General features: G+C 72.0%; 15 protein-coding genes. 8 read left to right on the top strand and 7 right to left on the bottom strand.

Annotated features, from left to right (window positions below; genetic code table 11):
• Positions 1-2: 2 nt before the first annotated feature.
• Positions 3-1,004: a sugar ABC transporter permease gene (locus ACGFQC_RS03830; RefSeq protein ID WP_363087105.1), complete on the bottom strand. Its 1,002-nt coding sequence runs from the start codon at positions 1,002-1,004 to the stop codon at positions 3-5.
• A 108-nt stretch (positions 1,005-1,112) separates the two neighbouring features.
• Positions 1,113-2,387, bottom strand: a complete 1,275-nt coding sequence (locus ACGFQC_RS03825) for an extracellular solute-binding protein (RefSeq protein WP_363087104.1) — start codon at positions 2,385-2,387, stop codon at positions 1,113-1,115.
• A 381-nt stretch (positions 2,388-2,768) separates the two neighbouring features.
• On the opposite strand from ACGFQC_RS03825, the gene ACGFQC_RS03820 reads away from it, so the two are divergent.
• Both ACGFQC_RS03820 and ACGFQC_RS03815 read left to right on the top strand, forming a co-directional pair.
• Positions 2,769-3,803 carry a LacI family DNA-binding transcriptional regulator gene (locus ACGFQC_RS03820; protein WP_363087103.1) on the top strand — a complete coding sequence of 345 codons (1,035 nt, stop codon included), beginning with the start codon at positions 2,769-2,771 and terminating at the stop codon, positions 3,801-3,803.
• 133 nt (positions 3,804-3,936) lie between these two features.
• Positions 3,937-4,767 (top strand): phosphatase PAP2 family protein, encoded by an 831-nt coding sequence (locus ACGFQC_RS03815; RefSeq protein WP_363087102.1) that lies wholly within the window; start codon positions 3,937-3,939, stop codon positions 4,765-4,767.
• A gap of 342 nt (positions 4,768-5,109) precedes the next feature.
• On the opposite strand, the gene ACGFQC_RS03810 is transcribed toward ACGFQC_RS03815, so the two are convergent.
• Positions 5,110-8,106, bottom strand: a complete 2,997-nt coding sequence (locus ACGFQC_RS03810) for a bifunctional [glutamine synthetase] adenylyltransferase/[glutamine synthetase]-adenylyl-L-tyrosine phosphorylase (RefSeq protein ID WP_363087101.1) — start codon at positions 8,104-8,106, stop codon at positions 5,110-5,112.
• Between the two features lie 169 nt (positions 8,107-8,275).
• Here ACGFQC_RS03810 and ACGFQC_RS03805 point away from each other — a divergent pair, with 169 nt between their 5' ends.
• The 3 genes from ACGFQC_RS03805 to ACGFQC_RS03795 all read left to right on the top strand — a co-directional run bounded on the left by ACGFQC_RS03805 (position 8,276) and on the right by ACGFQC_RS03795 (position 10,054).
• A complete protein-coding gene (locus ACGFQC_RS03805) occupies positions 8,276-8,719 on the top strand; it encodes a VOC family protein (RefSeq protein ID WP_363087100.1) in 444 nt (147 codons plus the stop codon).
• A 73-nt stretch (positions 8,720-8,792) separates the two neighbouring features.
• Positions 8,793-9,212, top strand: coding sequence for a DUF393 domain-containing protein (locus ACGFQC_RS03800; RefSeq protein ID WP_363087099.1), 420 nt, complete (start codon positions 8,793-8,795; stop codon positions 9,210-9,212).
• A gap of 8 nt (positions 9,213-9,220) precedes the next feature.
• Positions 9,221-10,054 carry a serine hydrolase domain-containing protein gene (locus ACGFQC_RS03795; protein ID WP_363087098.1) on the top strand — a complete coding sequence of 278 codons (834 nt, stop codon included), beginning with the start codon at positions 9,221-9,223 and terminating at the stop codon, positions 10,052-10,054.
• Between the two features lie 87 nt (positions 10,055-10,141).
• On the opposite strand, the gene glnA is transcribed toward ACGFQC_RS03795, so the two are convergent.
• The gene (glnA, locus tag ACGFQC_RS03790; RefSeq protein ID WP_363087097.1) at positions 10,142-11,503 is read right to left on the bottom strand and encodes a type I glutamate--ammonia ligase; all 1,362 of its coding nucleotides are present in this window, start codon (positions 11,501-11,503) and stop codon (positions 10,142-10,144) included.
• 319 nt (positions 11,504-11,822) lie between these two features.
• Here glnA and ACGFQC_RS03785 point away from each other — a divergent pair, with 319 nt between their 5' ends.
• Entirely contained in the window at positions 11,823-13,007 is a 1,185-nt protein-coding gene (locus ACGFQC_RS03785) for a globin domain-containing protein (protein ID WP_363087096.1), read from the top strand.
• A gap of 166 nt (positions 13,008-13,173) precedes the next feature.
• On the opposite strand, the gene ACGFQC_RS03780 is transcribed toward ACGFQC_RS03785, so the two are convergent.
• The 3 genes from ACGFQC_RS03780 to ACGFQC_RS03770 all read right to left on the bottom strand — a co-directional run bounded on the left by ACGFQC_RS03780 (position 13,174) and on the right by ACGFQC_RS03770 (position 15,104).
• Positions 13,174-13,860 (bottom strand): class F sortase, encoded by a 687-nt coding sequence (locus tag ACGFQC_RS03780; protein WP_363087095.1) that lies wholly within the window; start codon positions 13,858-13,860, stop codon positions 13,174-13,176.
• Between the two features lie 103 nt (positions 13,861-13,963).
• Positions 13,964-14,455: a sortase gene (locus tag ACGFQC_RS03775; RefSeq protein ID WP_363087094.1), complete on the bottom strand. Its 492-nt coding sequence runs from the start codon at positions 14,453-14,455 to the stop codon at positions 13,964-13,966.
• Between the two features lie 214 nt (positions 14,456-14,669).
• A complete protein-coding gene (locus tag ACGFQC_RS03770) occupies positions 14,670-15,104 on the bottom strand; it encodes an Rrf2 family transcriptional regulator (RefSeq protein ID WP_363087093.1) in 435 nt (144 codons plus the stop codon).
• A gap of 281 nt (positions 15,105-15,385) precedes the next feature.
• On the opposite strand from ACGFQC_RS03770, the gene ACGFQC_RS03765 reads away from it, so the two are divergent.
• Positions 15,386-16,045, top strand: coding sequence for a DUF3105 domain-containing protein (locus tag ACGFQC_RS03765; RefSeq protein ID WP_363087092.1), 660 nt, complete (start codon positions 15,386-15,388; stop codon positions 16,043-16,045).
• Positions 16,042-16,656: a DUF305 domain-containing protein gene (locus tag ACGFQC_RS03760; RefSeq protein WP_363087091.1), complete on the top strand. Its 615-nt coding sequence runs from the start codon at positions 16,042-16,044 to the stop codon at positions 16,654-16,656. The genes ACGFQC_RS03765 and ACGFQC_RS03760 overlap by 4 nt, the downstream gene beginning before the upstream one ends.
• The last annotated feature ends 151 nt before the right edge of the window (positions 16,657-16,807 follow it).

Raw genomic sequence — 16,807 nt, 5'->3', positions numbered from 1 at the left:
CCTCAGATCGCGAGCTGCTGCTCGTTGCGGTTCAGCCAGCGGCGGTAGAACGAGGTGAAGACGATCAGGATGGCCAGCAGCAGGATGCCGTAGGCCGCCGACTGGGCGAAATCACGCGGCTGCTGTCCGAAGCCGAGGTAGTACGCCCAGGTGACGAGGATCTGGGCGTCCGGCGCGGTGGTGCCGAACAGCAGGAAGATCACGGCGAACTGGTTGAAGGTCCAGATGATGCCGAGGAGGACGACGGTCGAGCTGACCGAGCGCAGGCCGGGCAGGGTGACGTAGCGGAACCGCTGCCAGGCATTGGCGCCGTCCATCTCGGCCGCCTCGTAGAGCGAGGAGTCGATGGACTGCAGGCCGCCGAGCAGGGAGACCATCATGAACGGCACGCCGCACCAGGTGTTGACCATGATCGCGGCGAACCGCTGCCAGAAGCTGTCCTCCAGCCACAGCGGCGCCGGCAGGTGCACGCTCTCCAGGGCGGAGTTGATGATGCCGCCGTCGGCGAGCATGAACCGCCAGCCGAAGACGGTGACGAAGGTCGGCACGGCCCAGGGCAGGACCAGGATCAGCCGGTAGAAGGTGCGTCCGCGCAGCTTCTGGTCGAGCAGGAGGGCGAGGCCGAGACCGATGGTGTAGTGCAGGGCGACACAGGCCGCCGTCCAGACGATCGTCCAGAGGAAGTGCGACCAGAAGCGGTCGTAGGCGGTCTCGCCCCACAGGATGTCGGCGTAGTTGTCCAGGCCGATGAACTTGTAGGTGGCCTCGATCTCGTTGACGCCGATCGTGCGGGCCGTGTTGAGGCTGTTGGCGTCGGTGAGGGTGAGGTACATGCCGTACCCGAGGGGGTACAGCACGAGGACGCCGAGGACGACCACCACGGGGATGATCATGACGTAGGCGTACCAGTGCTTCTGGTAACCGTGCTTCAGGCGCTGACCCAGCCCGGGGCGCGGCGCGTCACCGCGGCGCTTGCCGGTCGCGCGGTCGATGGCGACTGTCATGGTTCGACACCTTCTGGAAATTCGAAGATCAGGGGCGGGCTGGGGCACAGGCCGGTGGCCGCCGGATCACTCCCCCGTGCTCGGGGTGATCCGGCGGCCACGCGGGGCTCACTTGCTGAAGTCCGGCACCAGCTTGGCGATGGAGGTCTCGGCGGCGCTCAGGCCCTTGTCGAGGGTGACCTTGCCGCCCGCGATCTTGGGCAGTTCGTCGTCCAGCGGGCCCCACAGGGAGCTGTACTCCGGCAGCGCCGGGCGCGGCTGGGCGGCGGACAGCACGGTCTGGTAGCCGGCGATGCCCGGGTCGGCCTTGACCTCGGCGGTGTAGGCGTCGTCGCGCGTCGGCAGCGTGGAGTTCTTCTGCGCGATGGCCGCCTGGGACTTCGCGGAGGCCATGAAGTTGACGAACTTCAGCGCGGCCTTCTGGTGGGCGGCGTCCGAGCCGGCGTAGACCGAGAGGTTGTGACCGCCGGTCGGGGCGCCCGCCTTGCCGGTGGAGCCGGCCGGGACGGTGGCGATGCCCAGGTTGGCCTTGTCCGTGAAGGCCGAACCCTTGTAGAAGTTCGTGATCTCCCACGGGCCCTGGATGATGGCCGCGACCTTGCCGTTGACGAACGCGTCCTGGATGTGGGCGTAGGCGTCCGCGGTGGTGTCCGCCTTGTGCAGGCCCTTGCCGTCGAAGAGGCCGAGCCAGGTGCCGTACGCCTTCTTCGCCGCCGCCGCGTTGACGGTGATCTTCTTGGCGTCGGCGTCGACGGTGTCGGTGCCCTCGCCGTAGAGGAAGGACTGGGCGTAGTAGGCCTGGGTGGAGCCCCAGTAGCCGTCGACGCCGGTCTTGTCCTTGATCGTGGCGGCGGCCTTCTTCAGGTCGTCCCAGGTCTTGGGCGCCTCGGTGATGCCGGCCTTGGCGAAGAGCGCCTTGTTGTAGACGAGCGCGAGGGTGTCGGTGACGAACGGCACGCCGTACGTCTTGCCCTCGTACTTCGCCTGCTCGATCAGGTTCGGCTTGAACTTGTCCTGCTCGGCGAGGGCCTCGGTGCCGTCCAGCGGCAGGAAGAAGCCCTTCTTGGCGAAGGCGGGGGTCCAGCCGACCTCGGAGCGCAGCACGTCGGGGGCGCCCTTGGAACCGGCGGCGGTGTCGAACTTGTTCTGCGCCTGGTCGAAGGGGACGTTGACGTACTTGACCTTGACGTCCTTGTTGGCGGCCTCGAACTCCTTGACCAAGGCCTGGTACGTCGGCGCCTCATTGGTGGCGTTGGAGGTGTCCCACCAGGTGATGGTGACCGGACCGTCGGCCGAGTCGCCGCTGTCGTCACTTCCGCCGCAGGCCGTCGCCGCGAGGGCGAGGGACGCCACCAGCGCGGTGGCCGCTATGCCACGCCGCATTGAGTTCTCCTTGAGGGTGAAAGCCCGGGTAGCCCAGGGAGCGGCCCCGTCCGCCGCCCCTGTCGACTTGCCGACCGCGCCATTGCCGCCGTCGGGCGTCCAGAACGTAACAGCGATGTAAGCGTTGCGAAAGACCTTGCAGAAAAGAAGGGCAAGAGATCTCCGAAGTTATTCGGGCGTGACCTCTCGGCGACCGTCATGAGACGCTTGTTTTCAACGGTGGAGCGGTCAGGGGCGCGTTGTGCAAGACTCTGCAAGCTCTTGCCATCACTTTCACGAGGGAGCGCGATGACGCAGCAGCCCGGCCGGGGCCGTCCGACAGGTCGCCCGCGGCGGTCGTTTGGTGTGCAAGGGGACACCTGGCCGGTACAGTCCAACCCTGTGACCACACGGCTTGCCGACATCGCCGCGCAGGCGGGGGTGAGCGAAGCGACCGTCAGCCGCGTCCTCAACGGGAAGCCCGGCGTCGCCGCCACCACCCGCCAGTCCGTGCTCGCCGCTCTGGACGTCCTGGGGTACGAGCGCCCCGTCCGCCTGCGCCAGCGCAGCGCCGGCCTGGTCGGCCTGATCACGCCCGAGCTGGAGAACCCCATATTCCCGGCCCTGGCCCAGGTCATCGGTCAGGCGCTGACCCGCCAGGGCTACACCCCGGTGCTCGCCACCCAGACCCCGGGCGGCTCCACCGAGGACGAACTGACCGAGATGCTGGTGGACCGCGGGGTCGCCGGCATCATCTACGTCTCCGGCCTGCACGCGGACACCACCGCCGACATGCAGCGCTACGAGCAGCTGCGCGCGCAGGGCGTCCCCTTCGTCCTCGTCGACGGCTTCTCCCCCAAGGTGCAGGCGCCGTTCATCTCCCCCGACGACCGGGCGGCGATGGCGCTGGCGGTCACCCACCTCGCCTCCCTCGGCCACACCCGGATCGGCCTGGCCCTCGGCCCGAAGCGCTTCGTCCCGGTGCAGCGCAAGATCGAGGGCTTCGTCCGCGCCATGCAGGAGACCCTCGGGCTGAGCGCGGAGACGGTCGAGCAGGAGCTGGTCCAGCACTCCCTCTACACCCTGGAGGGCGGCCAGGCCGCCACCCTGGCGCTCATCGACCGCGACTGCACGGCGGTGGTCTGCGCCAGCGACATGATGGCCCTCGGCGCGATAAGGGCGGCCCGCCAGCGCGACCTGTCCGTCCCCCACGACATCTCCGTCGTCGGATTCGACGACTCCCCCCTGATCGCCTTCACCGACCCGCCCCTGACGACGGTCCGCAAGCCGGTCCCCGCGATGGGGCAGGCCGCGGTGCGCACCCTGCTGGAGGAGATCGGCGGTACGCCGGCCCCGCACAGCGAGTTCGTGTTCATGCCGGAGCTGGTGGTCCGCGGCTCGACGGCCTCGGCGCCGGGCGAGCGGAGTCGTCCGTAGGGCGGAGACGTCCGCGTTCGGGGCGGTACGTCCGCCGTGTCCCCCGGCTGGTTCCGGGGGCGGGAGAACATGCGAGCCGTATAGGACCAGGGGATGATCGGAGAAGAAGGCTTTTCTGGCAGACTCTGTGTCCATGGGTGAATCGACCGTGACGTCTCTGGAAGGCCATGACCAGGCCGTCTCGGGGCCTGTCACGGCCCCGCAGCGCTCTGGTCGGTTGCGGCGGCTGCGCACTCCGCGCCGTCCGCGCCTGTGGTTCGAGATCCTGCTGATCGCGGTGAGTTACTGGACGTACTCACAGATCCGCAACGCGGTCCCGGAGCAGCGGACCGAGGCCCTGCGCAACGCCGACTGGATCTGGCGGATGGAGCACCACCTGGCCATCGCCGTCGAGGAGTCCGTCAACCGCACGGTCAACTCGGTCACTTGGCTCATCGTCGGCATGAACTACTACTACGCCACACTGCACTTCGTGCTGACCCTGGGCGTCCTGGTCTGGCTCTACCGCCTCCATCCCGGCCGCTACGCGGCCACCCGCCTCGCCCTGTTCGCCACCACCGCCGTGGCCCTGGTCGGCTACTACCTGTATCCGCTGGCCCCGCCCCGCCTGATGAACGGCGGCGTCTTCATCGACACGGTGGTCGTCCACCAGACCTGGGGCTCGATGGCCTCCGGCGACCTCAAGAACATGTCGAACCAGTACGCCGCGATGCCCTCCATGCACATCGGCTGGTCGCTGTGGTGCGGCCTGACGATCTTCGCCCTGGCCGCGGTGCCATGGGTGCGCGTCCTGGGCCTCGTCTACCCGGTGGCCACCCTGGTCGTCATCGTCGCCACCGCCAACCACTTCTGGCTGGACGCGGTGGGCGGCCTCATCTGCCTGGCCTTCGGCTACGCGGTGGCCCGCCTCTGGTACGGCGCCCTGCCGCACGCCCTGCCGCGGCACCCGCTGCCGAGACCGTAGTCACACGGCGGCCGGCGCCCCGCGGCCCGCCGGCCGACAGCAGCCGGGGAATCCGCCGGCGTCCGTGTACTCCGCCCGTGTTCGTGCACTCCGCCGACGGCCCGACGTCCGCCGTGGCCCGTCCCCGCCCGGCCCGCTCCGACGGCGTCCAGGCACTCCGCCCGTGTTCGTGCACTCCGCCGACGGCCCGACGTCCGCCGTGACCTGTCCCCCCGTCCCCGCCCGGCCCGCTCCGACGGCGCGGTCCCGGCCGCCCCGGCCGCGCACTCTGCGGCCCCGTGCCCTGCGGCGCGGAGCGCCCGCGCGAGCAACCGAGCCGTCACGCCCCCGTCGAGCCCTCCGTCACGCCCCGTAGAACAGCGCGTCCACGACCTGCCGGGCCAGCCGCCCGGTGCGCCGGTAGTCGTCCAGCATGTCCCCCACATGACCGGGCCCGTACCCCAGGTACCGCCCCACGGCGGCCAGCTCGCGGGGGTCGGAGGGGAAGGTGTCCCCCGCCCTCCCGCGCACCAGCATCACCGCGTTGCGCACCCGGGTGGCCAGCACCCAGGCCTCGTCCAGCGTCGCCGCGTCCTCCTCCGACAGCAGTCCGCAGTCGCGGGCGGCGGCCAGCGCCGCGCGGGTGCGCGTGGTCCGCAGCCCCGGCTCCCGCGCCCCGTACCGCAGCTGCAGCAGCTGCACGGTCCACTCGACGTCCGACAGGCCGCCCGGCCCCAGCTTGGTGTGCAGCTTGGGATCGGCCCCGCGCGGCATCCGCTCCGACTCCATCCGTGCCTTCAGCCGCCGGATCTCCCGCACCGCGTCGTCCCCGAGCCCGGCCGGCGGATACCGCAGCGGGTCGATCAGCTCGACGAACCGCCGCCCCAGCTCCTCGTCCCCGGCCACCGGTTCGGCCCGCAGCAGCGCCTGCGACTCCCACCCCAGCGACCACCGCCGGTAGTAGGCCGCGTACGAGTTCAGCGTCCGCACGAGCGGCCCGGACTTCCCCTCCGGCCTCAGGTCGGCGTCGACGAGCAGCGGCGGATCGGCACTGGGCACCTGCAGCAGCCGCCGCATCTCGGCGACGACCGTGTTGGCCGCCCGCCCGGCCTCCTGCTCGTCGGCCCCGTCGCGGGGTTCGTGCACGAACAGCACGTCCGCGTCGGAGCCGTAGCCCAGCTCGTGCCCCCCGAACCGCCCCATGCCGATGATCGCGAACCGGGTGGGCAGCGTGTCGCCCCAGCCTTCCCGCACCACGGCCCGCAGGGTGCCGGCCAGGGTGGCCGCGGTGAGGTCGGAGACGGCCCCGCCGACCATGTCGACGAGGGCGCCCTGGTCGGCCTCGACGGGCTGCGCCTCCGTGCCGTAGGAGGCGACGATGTCCGCGGCGGCCGTACGGAACAGCTCCCGGCGCCGCACCCCGCGCGCCGCGGTGACCCCCTGCACGGCGCCGTCCGCGCGGCCGACCGCGGCGAGGATCTCCTGCTCCAGGTGGGCCGGGCCGCGCGGCGCCAGCCCGCCCCCGTCGCCGTCCCCGAGCAGCGCGACGGCCTCGGGCGCCCGCATCAGCAGGTCGGGCGCGAGCCGCCCCGCCGACAGGACCCGTGCCAGGTTCTCCGCGGCCGCGCCCTCGTCGCGCAGCAGCCGCAGGTACCAGGGCGTCTTCCCCAGCGCGTCCGACACCTTGCGGAAGTTGAGCAGTCCGGCGTCCGGGTCGGCGGAGTCGGCGAACCAGCCGAGCAGCACCGGCAGCAGTGTCCGCTGGATCGCCGCCTTGCGGGTCACCCCGGACGCCAGCGCCTCCAGGTGCCGCAGGGCCGCGGCCGGGTCGGCGTAGCCGAGCGCGACGAGCCGCTCGCGGGCGGCCGCGGTGCTCAGCCGCGCCTCGCCGGAGGGGAGCTGGGCGACCGCGTCCAGCAGCGGCCGGTAGAACAGCTTCTCGTGCAGCCGCCGTACGACGGCGGCGTGCCGCTTCCACTCGCGGTTCAGCTCGGCCACCGGGTCGGTCCGCAGCCCGAGGGATCGTCCGAGCCGCCGCTGGTCGCCCTCGGCCTCGGGGACGAGGTGGGTGCGGCGCAGCCGGTGGAGCTGGATCCGGTGCTCCATGGACCGCAGGAACCGGTAGGCGGCGTCGAGCTGGACGGCGTCGGTCCGCCCGACGTAGCCGCCCGTGGCGAGCGCCCGCAGGGCGTCGAGGGTGGTGCCGCTGCGCAGCGAGGCGTCGGCCCGCCCGTGCACCAGCTGGAGCAGCTGTACGGCGAACTCGACGTCCCGCAGCCCGCCCGGCCCGAGCTTGAGTTCGCGCTCGACCTCGGCGACGGGGATGTTCTCGACGACCCGCCGCCGCATCTTCTGGACGTCGGCGACGAAGTTCTCCCGCTCGGCGGCCTGCCACACCAGCGGCTCGACGGCGGCGACGTACTCCGCGCCCAGGGCGAGGTCCCCGGCGACCGGGCGGGCCTTCAGCAGGGCCTGGAACTCCCAGGTCTTCGCCCAGCGCCGGTAGTAGGCGAGATGGCTGCTGAGCGTCCGCACCAGGGGGCCGTTGCGGCCCTCGGGCCGCAGGTTGGCGTCGACGGGCCAGATGGACCCCTCGACGGTGGTCTCCGAGCAGATCCGCATCATGTGCGAGGCCAGCTTGGTGGCGGCGCGCAGCGCCTTGGCCTCGTCGGCCCCGTCGAGGGCCTCGCCCACGAAGATGACGTCGACGTCGGAGACGTAGTTCAGCTCGTGTCCGCCGCACTTGCCCATCGCGATCACCGCGAGCCGGCACAGCGCGGCGTCGTCGGGGGCGGCGGCCCGGGCGAGACCGAGGGCGGCCCGGAGCGTGGCGGTGGCCAGGTCGGCCAGTTCGGCGGCGGTCTCGGCCAGGTCGATGGTCCCGCACACGTCGCGGGCGGCGATGGAGAGCAGACAGCGCCGGTAGGCCACCCGCAGCAGGACCGGGTCGTCGGCGCCGGCGAGGCCGCGTTCGAACTCCTCCACTCCGGGGTGGAGGTCGTGCGGCTCGTAGGTGACCAGCGCCTCCCAGTCCCGGGGGTGCCGGGCGAGGTGGTCGGCGAGGGCGGCGGAGGCGCCGAGGACCCCGAGCAGCCGGTCGCGCAGCGGCTTGGCGGCTATCACGGTGTCGATCAGCTCGCGCCGGGCGCCCGCACCGGGCTGCGCCTCCAGCAGCCGGACGAGTCCCCGCAGGGCGAGGTCGGGGTCGGCGGTGCGGCCGAGGGCCTCCAGCAGCACGGGGTCGTCGCGCACCGGGGACAGCTCGGCGCCGTCCAGAAGACGTTCGGCGGCGGAGGCATCGGTGAACCCGTGCCGCAGCAGTCGCGTGAAGGTGCTGCTCCTGCGCCCCGGCCCCGTCATCCCCGGCCTCCTCCACTGCGATCAAGGTCGTACGCGCTTGAGCGTAACCCGCGTCGGCACGGTGGCGCCCGGGCCGGGTTTCGGGTTGTGTGGGGACGGCCACGCCTTCAGGGCCGCCCCCGGGGTGGCCGTACCGCACGCATGACGGTCGCGACGAAGGAGTCACTCCATGGACATGACCCTCGAAGTCATCCTGTTGCCGGTGTCCGACGTGGACCGGGCCAAGGAGTTCTACCGGGACAAGGTCGGCTTCCACGTGGACCTCGACGGCGAGGTGATGGACGGCGTACGGATCGTGCAGCTCACGCCGCCCGGCTCGGGCTGTTCGATCGCCCTGGTGGACGGAATGCAGGTCCCGACGGGCACGCCGAGTCCGGGGACGTACCACGGGATGCAGCTGTGCGTGACGGACGCGAAGGCGGCCTACGAGGAGCTGACCGCCCGCGGCCTGGAGGTGAGCGAGCCGCAGCAGTTCGCCCCGCAGGACGGCGCCACCTTCATGTACTTCAAGGACCCCGACGGCAACGGCTGGGCGATCCAGGAGTACCGCCGCCGGGAGACGGAACCGCTGCACCGGGTCCTGGCGGACCTCGCGGGACGGCGCCCGCAGTAGCCGGGGCCCCGGCGGCTACGCCGCCGCGCCGCGGGTCGAACGGCGCGTTCCTGCCGCACCGAACGGAGAACCCGTGCCCCATCCCGGCCACCGGCCATCGCCCTCGGTACGACCGTCGGCACCCGTACTCGCCTACGACGGGGACTGCGGCTTCTGCCAGGCGTCCGTCGACCGCATCCGGGCCCTTGCCGCACCGGCCCTGGAAGCGGTGCCGTGGCAGTTCCTGCCCGCCGAGGTCACGGCGCCTCACCGCGAACGTCTGGACCGTGAGGTCCTGCTGCTGCGCGGCGGTGCGGTCCTCACGGGCGGGGCGGACGCCGTGGCCCGCTATGTGGGTGCTTCGCCCTCACGCACGTACCGCGTCCTCGCGGCCGTGGTCCGTCTTCCCGGCATCCGCGCCTGCGCCCACGCGGTGTACCGCCGGGTGTCCCGCAACCGCCACCGTCTTCCCGGCGGCACCTCCGCGTGCGCGGTGCCGCCGCGCGGCGCGTGAGGCCCGCCATGCGCCTTCCCACCTGCGTGTTCAGCGGCGCGGCCCCGCCGTCCGCCCGCGACGGTCACGCCGTCGACCGCTTCGTGCAGATCGCCTCCCTCACCAAGGTCGTCACCGGGACGGCGCTGGTCCGCATGGCCGCGGCCGGGGTCCTGACGCTCGACGACCCCGTCGAACGGTGGCTTCCCGCGGCCCCCGGGACAGGGATCACGCTCCTGCACCTGGCCCGGCACACTTCCGGCCTTCCCCGCCTGCCACCCGGCCGCCTCTCCCGCCGGGACCCCTACGCGGCGTTCGACCGCCCCGCCCTGGACCGGCTGCTGCCCCGCCTCGACACGCTCGCCGGACGGCCCCCGGGTCAGGAGGAGGACTACTCCAACCTCGGCTACGCCGTGCTCGGCGCGGCCCTGACCACGGCCTCCGGGACGACGTACGAGGAGCTGGTGACCGAGTACGTCCTGCGGCCGCTGGATCTCACGGAGATCACCTCGAACCCTGATCCCGCCCGGCGCCTGCTGCCTCCGGGGCTCCTGGGACGACCCCGCAGGCCGTGGACGATGACAGGCGCGATGCTGCCGGCGGGAGGGCTGTGGGCCACTCCCCGTGCGGCGGCCGACCTGGTGGTACGCCTCCTGGTGGAGCGCCGGCTGGGGGACCCCGCCCCGAGCTGGCAGACGGCAGGACCCCTGCGCTGGCACAACGGGGCCACCCGCCACGCCTCGGTCTTCGCCGGAGCGACGGACGACGGCCGCTGGGTGATGATCCACCGTCTCAACGCCCCGCCGGAGGAAACGGATCGGGCGGGTATCGAGATCCTCAAGGGAACGAGGGCGGCTTCCTGACGAGCCAAGGGCGGTGGGACGCGCCGGGGCCGACGGTCCATGACCGTCGGCCCCGCAGCCCGTTCCAGCGGGGCAACCGCCCCGCCCCTACAGCACCGGCAGGTTCTTCCGCAGCTCGAAGGCGGTGACCTCGGAGCGGTACTCCTCCCACTCCGACTTCTTGTTGCGCAGGAAGAAGTCGAAGACGTGCTCGCCGAGGGTCTCGGCGACCAGGTCGCTGCGCTCCATCAGGGTCAGGGCCTCGCCGAGGTTCTGCGGGAGGGGCTCGATGCCCATCGCGCGGCGCTCGGCGTCGGAGAGGGCCCACACGTCGTCCTCGGCGCCCGGCGGCAGCTCGTAACCCTCCTCGACGCCCTTGAGGCCGGCGGCCAGCAGCATGGCGTAGGCGAGGTAGGGGTTGGTGCCGGAGTCGAGGGAGCGGACCTCGATGCGGGCCGAGCCGGTCTTGCCGGGCTTGTACATCGGGACGCGGACCAGGGCCGAGCGGTTGTTGTGGCCCCAGCAGATGTACGAGGGGGCCTCGCCGCCGGCGCCGGCGGTGCGCTCGGAGCCGCCCCAGATGCGCTTGTAGGAGTTGACCCACTGGTTGGTCACGGCCGAGATCTCCGCCGCGTGCTTGAGCAGGCCCGCGATGAAGGAGCGGCCGACCTTGGAGAGCTGGTACTCGGAGCCGGACTCGTAGAAGGCGTTGCGGTCGCCCTCGAAGAGGGAGAGGTGGGTGTGCATGCCGGAGCCGGGGTGCTCGGAGAACGGCTTCGGCATGAAGGTCGCCTGCACGCCCTGCTCCAGCGCGACCTGCTTCATCACCAGGCGGAACGTCATGATGTTGTCGGCCGTGGAGAGCGCGTCGGCGTACCGCAGGTCGATCTCCTGCTGGCCGGGGGCGCCCTCGTGGTGGGAGAACTCGACCGAGATGCCCATCGACTCCAGCATGGTGATCGCCTGGCGGCGGAAGTCCATGCCGATGTTCTGCGGGGTGTGGTCGAAGTAGCCGGAGTTGTCGGCGGGCGTGGGGCGCGAGCCGTCGAGGGGGCGGTCCTTCAGCAGGAAGAACTCGATCTCGGGGTGGGTGTAGAAGGTGAAGCCCAGGTCGGAGGCGCGGGCGAGGGCGCGCTTGAGGACGTACCTGGGGTCGGCGAAGGACGGGGAGCCGTCCGGCATGAGGATGTCGCAGAACATGCGGGCGGTACCGGGGGCCTCCGCGCGCCAGGGCAGGACCTGGAAGGTGGAGGGGTCCGGCTTGGCGATCATGTCGGACTCGTACACCCGGGCGAAGCCCTCGATGGCGGAGCCGTCGAAACCGATGCCTTCGTCAAACGCCTGTTCGAGTTCCGCCGGCGCCACGGCGACGGACTTGAGGAAGCCCAGCACGTCCGTGAACCACAGGCGTACGAACCGGATGTCGCGCTCCTCCAACGTCCGGAGCACGAACTCCTGCTGCTTGTCCATCTTCCGCTTCCCCATCCTTGCCGGTCAGGCCGCCTGTCTCCCGCATCGCGGGAGGCGGTCGGGCACCTGAGCATCCCACCACAACACCATTTCATGCGCGTTGCGCACCTTGATCGTGAGACCGACCCCGGGGTGAACGCCTCGCGGGCGGCAGGTGTACCGCTCCCCGCCCATCTTGCCCGTTCGCACCCGCATCCGTAATGCCCGCCCCCCTCCACCGCACCCCGGGCCGATTAATTTGCATCTCATATGAAAGTTTTACTACCGTGCCGTCCAGTCGAGCGCCGACCGGTGGCGCAGGCGAGCCCGAGGAGACCTCATGCTGTCCGAACAATCCGCAGCGACCGTCCGAGCCACGCTCCCCGTGGTCGGCGCCGCGATCGGCGAGATCACCGAGCGCTTCTACGCCGGTCTGTTCGAGGCCCACCCGGAGCTGCTGCGGGACCTGTTCAACCGCGGCAACCAGGCCGCCGGAACCCAGCGCCAGGCCCTCGCCGGCTCCATCGCCGCCTTCGCGACGCACCTGGTCGAGCACCCCGACAGCCGCCCCGACGCGATGCTCTCCCGCATCGCGCACAAGCACGCCTCGCTCGGCATCGCGCCCGAGCAGTACGCCGTCGTGCACGAGCACCTCTTCGCCGCCATCGTCGCCGTGCTCGGCGAGGCGGTCACCCCCGAGGTGGCGGCCGCCTGGGACGAGGTCTACTGGCTGATGGCGAACGCGCTGATCGCCGTCGAGAAGCGGCTGTACGAGGAGAGCGGCGGCGCCGACTGGCGTGCCTGGGAGGTCGTCGAGCGCGTCCCCGAGACCAGCGACGTCGTCACCTTCCGGCTGCGCCCGGTGGACGGCGGCCCGGTCCGCGGCTTCCGCGCCGGCCAGTACGTCTCCGTCCGCGCCGAACTCGCCGACGGCGCCCGCCAGATACGCCAGTACAGCCTCTCCGGCGCACCCGGTGACGCGCTGCGCCAGATCAGCGTCAAGCGGGTGCCGGGCGGTACGACGCCGGAGGGCGAGGTCTCGAACCACCTCCACGCGCACGTGACGGAAGGCGGCGTGCTGGAGCTGTCGGAGCCGTACGGCGACCTCGTCCTGGACGGCGCCCCGGACAGCCCCCTGCTGCTCGCCTCGGCCGGCATCGGCGTGACGCCGATCACGGCGATGCTGGCCCACCTGGCGGCCGCCGGGCACCGCGCCCCGGTCACCGTGGTCCACGCCGACCGCTCCCCCGCCGAGCACGCCCTGCGCTCCGAGCACGCGGCGTACGCGGAGAAGCTCCCCGGGGCGACGGTCCACCTCTGGTACGAGCAGGACGCCCCCGAGGGCGCCCGCACCGGCCTCGCCGACCTCGCGGACGTCCCGGTCCTGCCCGGTACGCGCGCGTACCTGTGCGGCCCGCTGCCGTTCATGCGCGCGGTCAGGGCCCAGCTGATCGAGAAGGGGGTCGCCCCGGCGGACGTGCACTACGAGGTGTTCGGCCCGGACCTGTGGCTGGCGGCGGCCTGACGACGGCCGGTGCGCCGGAGGGGAGCTCCGCGGAACCGCGGTCGACGGTCCCGTGGAGCTCCCCTCCGGCGTGCGGATCCGGCGTGCGGACGAGGACGAGGCACAGGGGGCCGGGGCCGCGCGGCGCTGGACGGGGGAAAGGCGGCCGGTCCTTGCCGGCTCCCGTCTATCTCACCGCGGTGAGGGTGGCGTAGACGACGACGTTGCCCTGGTATCCGGTGCGCTCGGTGTAACCGCCGCCGCAGGTGATCACGCGCAGTTCGGCCCGGTCGGAACTGCCGTAGACCTTGTCGTCGGGAAACCGTTCCTTGTCGTAGACCTCCACGGCGTCGACGGTGAAGACGGCCGTGCGCCGGTCCGCCCGGTCGATCTCGATCGTGTTGCCCTTGGTGACGGAGCCGAGGTGGTAGAAGACCCCGGGCGCACCGGTGGGCAGGTCCACGTGTCCGGCGGTGACGGCCGTCCCGACGGATCCGGGAGCCGTGCCCCCGCCGTACCAGCCGGCGAGGCCGGGGGCGTCGGCCGGTGGGGGCCGCAGCGCCCCCGACGCGTCGAGGTCCAGCTCGCCCACCGCCGCGTCCACGCCGATGGCGGGGATCCGCAGCCGCTGCGGCGGCGAGGGCCGCAGCGGCTGGACGGCGGAGCCCGCCGTCGGGGCGGTGCGGCCGGCGGGGGGAGCCGCCGGGGCGGAGAAGGCCTGGCCCGCCGAAGGCTGCGGTGGCCGTCCGTCGCGCAGCGCACCGGTCACCAGCAGCGTGCCGGCCACCAGGATCCAGGCCAGAAGTCTGGCCGAGGGAATGTACGGGGGCGCGGAGGTGGAGGTGGGGGTGGGGGTGGGGTGCCCGGGGGGCATCGTGTTCGAGCCTCTCGCTGACGACCGGGGGAGGGAGAGACGGCCGGCCGTGCCGCGCGGCTCCCGGTGCGGGACGCACCAGGAGCCGGTGCGGCACCAGCGGTCAGGTGCGGTTCGCGGACGAGCGGTGACGTGCGCGCACCAGCCAGCCGGCGGCACCCGCGGCCAGCAGCGCTCCGCCCAGGGCGAGCTGGGGAGCCGTGCTGCCGCCGTCCCCGAAACCGGCCTCGACGGCGCCGTTGGGCCGGCCCGCCGTCAGCGTGTACGACTTCGTGAGCTTGATCCGCGGCGGGCATTTGACGGTGACGGTGTCGGTGGTGGCCCCGGTCCCCTCGGGCACCGTGAACCGGCCGGTGAGGACGCCCTTGCGCTCCCCTTCGAAGAGGTGGAACGACCCCGCCAGCTCGGACTCGCCCTTGCCGTAGGTCACGTCCGCGCCGCAGGCTTCGGTGCTGACGGTGACCGTGGAGCCGGAAGAGGCCGCCCGCGAGCGGATGTGGAGACTTGAGTCACCGGCTGCGGCGGCGACCGGGATCTGCAGCGTCAGGGCACCGACCAGCAGTCCGATGCCGACACCGACGTGTGTGTTGCGCAAGGAGTCCTCCAGTGAAGCCGTGTCCGATTTGCCCGTATGGCACCCTTTTTCTTTTCCACTGATAAAACGATCAACGCCCCGTCAGTTGCGCAACGCGGCAGTTGGACACGTGTTTCACCCGGCAGGCGTATCCGTCACCCCGCCACGAGGTTTTCCGGCCGCCCGGAACGGGGGCGGCGCGGGGCGGGCCCGGCCGACGGCCCCGCCGGACCCGTCAGGCCCGCCCGGAGATCCCCAGCAGCAGCGGGCCGGTCGGGGTCGCGACGATGTCGGCGACCGTGATCGGGTCCAGTGAGGCGTAGAAGGCCTCCTGGGCCCGGCGCAGGGCGCCGCGCAGGCGGCAGGCGTTGCGCAGGGGGCAGGGGGTGGCGCCCTCGCAGTCGACGACGTCGCCGTCGCCCTCGAAGGCGCGGACCACGGCGCCCACCGACGCCGTACGGCCCTTCTCCGTCAGGGCGAGGCCGCCGCCCCGGCCGCGGCGGGCCTCCAGGAGGCCCATGTGCTGGAGTTCCGCGACGACCTTGGCCGCGTGGGTGTACGGGACCTCCATGGCGGCGGCCACGTCCCGGGTCGTCGGAGTGGTCCCGCCCACCACCGCGAGCCGCATCAGCACGCGCAGTGCCAGGTCGGTGGATCGCAAGAGCCGCATGGAGTGAAGGGTAGAGGAGGCGCGCGCATAATGCGCATTTCAACTTCCGATTACGCGGGCCGCCCCGGCGGCGTCCGCGCCCGTCCTTGGCTGTGACCTGCCTACGGGTTCACCCGGTTGCCGCACTACGATCAGTGGAACCGAACGACTCGGAAACCGCCCGGACACCGCGACCACTCGCACGCACCGCACGCCCCGATCGTTCCGCACGCCCCGCACGCCCCGCACGCCCCGACCGTTCCGACCGTTCCGCCCCCCCTTTCCCCCGAAGGACAGGCCCCATGGGTTCCGCCAAGAAGGACATCAGCGCGGCGCGCCAGGCGCGCATAGAGGCGATGCGCCGTGCCGAGCGGTCGCGCGAGCGGCGCAACCGGATCCTGACGATCACAGCGAGCACCCTCGTGGTGGCCGCCCTCGTCGCCGGCACCGTGTTCCTCGTACGGTCGCAGTCCGACGACACCCCCGCCGCCGACGCCAAGACCTCGGGCAGCTTCGTCACCGGCTCGGACGGCGTGAAGACGTGGAAGGGCACGCTGGGCCGCACCCACGTCACCAAGTCGGTCAGCTACCCGATGGAGCCGCCGGTCGGCGGTGACCACCACCAGGCGTGGATGAACTGCGACGGCGACGTCTACACCGAGGCCCTGAACAACGTGAACGCGGTGCACTCGCTGGAGCACGGCGCGGTCTGGGTGACGTACAGCAGCAAGGCGCCGAAGGCCGACGTGGACGCGCTGGCGGCGAAGGTGGAGAAGACGCCGTACACGCTGATGAGCCCGGACGACAAGCAGGCCGATCCGATCATGCTGACCGCCTGGGGGCACCAGCGGACGGTGACCGGGGCGAGCGACCCGAACGTGGACAAGTTCTTCGAGAAGTACGTGCAGGGCGAGCAGACCCCGGAGCCGGGCGCCGCGTGCACGGGCGGTCTGTCCGAGTGAGGTACGCGGGAGTCGCCGTGGCCGTCGCCGGGGTGCTGGTCGCCGCCGGGGCGATCAGTTGCTCCGTGGCCGGGGACAACGGCTCCGAGGTGCCCTCCGCCTCCTCCGCGGACGCCGGTTTCGCCCGGGACATGGCGGTGCACCACCAGCAGGCCGTCGAGATGTCGTACATCGTGCGCGACCGCACGAAGGACGAGGAGGTGCGGCGGCTCGCCTACGACATCGCGCAGACGCAGGCCAACCAGCGCGGCATGCTGATCGGCTGGCTCGACCTGTGGAAGCTGCCCAAGGTGTCCTCGGACGGGCCGATGGCCTGGATGGACATGGCCGGCATGGCCTCCGGCGAGGACGGGGCGCTGATGCCGGGCATGGCCACCGACACCGAGATGAAGAAGCTCGGCACGCTGGACGGCAGGCAGGCCGAGGTCTTCTACCTCCAGCTGATGACGGACCACCACCGGGGCGGCGTCCACATGGCCGAGGGCTGTGCCGACAAGTGCACGGTGGACGTGGAGAAGCGGCTCGCGCGGGGCATGGTCGAGGCGCAGGAGTCGGAGATCGAGCTGATGGCCGGCATGCTCACGGCACGCGGGGCCGCGCCGCGCCCGTAGGGCACGGGGCCGCCCGCCCGGAGGCCGGCTTCCGGGCGTTTCACCCCGGAAGCCGGCCTCCGGGCGTTTCACGGCGGGAACCCGGGAAACGCGTGGCGCGTGCGGTACGGGCCCCGGAGGACAGCTCCCAGGGGGCGCGGGAACACGGATC

This window comes from Streptomyces sp. NPDC048734, assembly GCF_043198675.1.
In the GTDB taxonomy this organism is placed as follows: Bacteria; Actinomycetota; Actinomycetes; order Streptomycetales; family Streptomycetaceae; genus Streptomyces.
Note: the sequence above shows the minus strand (reverse complement) of the source record. Positions and strands in the feature narration are given on the sequence as shown.

What these genes read in the sequence shown, in the direction of transcription:
- ACGFQC_RS03830 (WP_363087105.1), bottom strand. Translation starts at nt 1,004, where the DNA reads ATGACAGTCGCCATCGACCGCGCGACCGGCAAGCGCCGCGGTGACGCG.
- ACGFQC_RS03825 (WP_363087104.1), bottom strand. Translation starts at nt 2,387, where the DNA reads ATGCGGCGTGGCATAGCGGCCACCGCGCTGGTGGCGTCCCTCGCCCTC.
- ACGFQC_RS03815 (WP_363087102.1), top strand. Translation starts at nt 3,937, where the DNA reads ATGGGTGAATCGACCGTGACGTCTCTGGAAGGCCATGACCAGGCCGTC.
- ACGFQC_RS03810 (WP_363087101.1), bottom strand. Translation starts at nt 8,106, where the DNA reads ATGACGGGGCCGGGGCGCAGGAGCAGCACCTTCACGCGACTGCTGCGG.
- ACGFQC_RS03805 (WP_363087100.1), top strand. Translation starts at nt 8,276, where the DNA reads ATGGACATGACCCTCGAAGTCATCCTGTTGCCGGTGTCCGACGTGGAC.
- ACGFQC_RS03795 (WP_363087098.1), top strand. Translation starts at nt 9,221, where the DNA reads ATGCGCCTTCCCACCTGCGTGTTCAGCGGCGCGGCCCCGCCGTCCGCC.
- glnA (WP_363087097.1), bottom strand. Translation starts at nt 11,503, where the DNA reads ATGGACAAGCAGCAGGAGTTCGTGCTCCGGACGTTGGAGGAGCGCGAC.
- ACGFQC_RS03785 (WP_363087096.1), top strand. Translation starts at nt 11,823, where the DNA reads ATGCTGTCCGAACAATCCGCAGCGACCGTCCGAGCCACGCTCCCCGTG.
- ACGFQC_RS03780 (WP_363087095.1), bottom strand. Translation starts at nt 13,860, where the DNA reads ATGCCCCCCGGGCACCCCACCCCCACCCCCACCTCCACCTCCGCGCCC.
- ACGFQC_RS03770 (WP_363087093.1), bottom strand. Translation starts at nt 15,104, where the DNA reads ATGCGGCTCTTGCGATCCACCGACCTGGCACTGCGCGTGCTGATGCGG.
- ACGFQC_RS03765 (WP_363087092.1), top strand. Translation starts at nt 15,386, where the DNA reads ATGGGTTCCGCCAAGAAGGACATCAGCGCGGCGCGCCAGGCGCGCATA.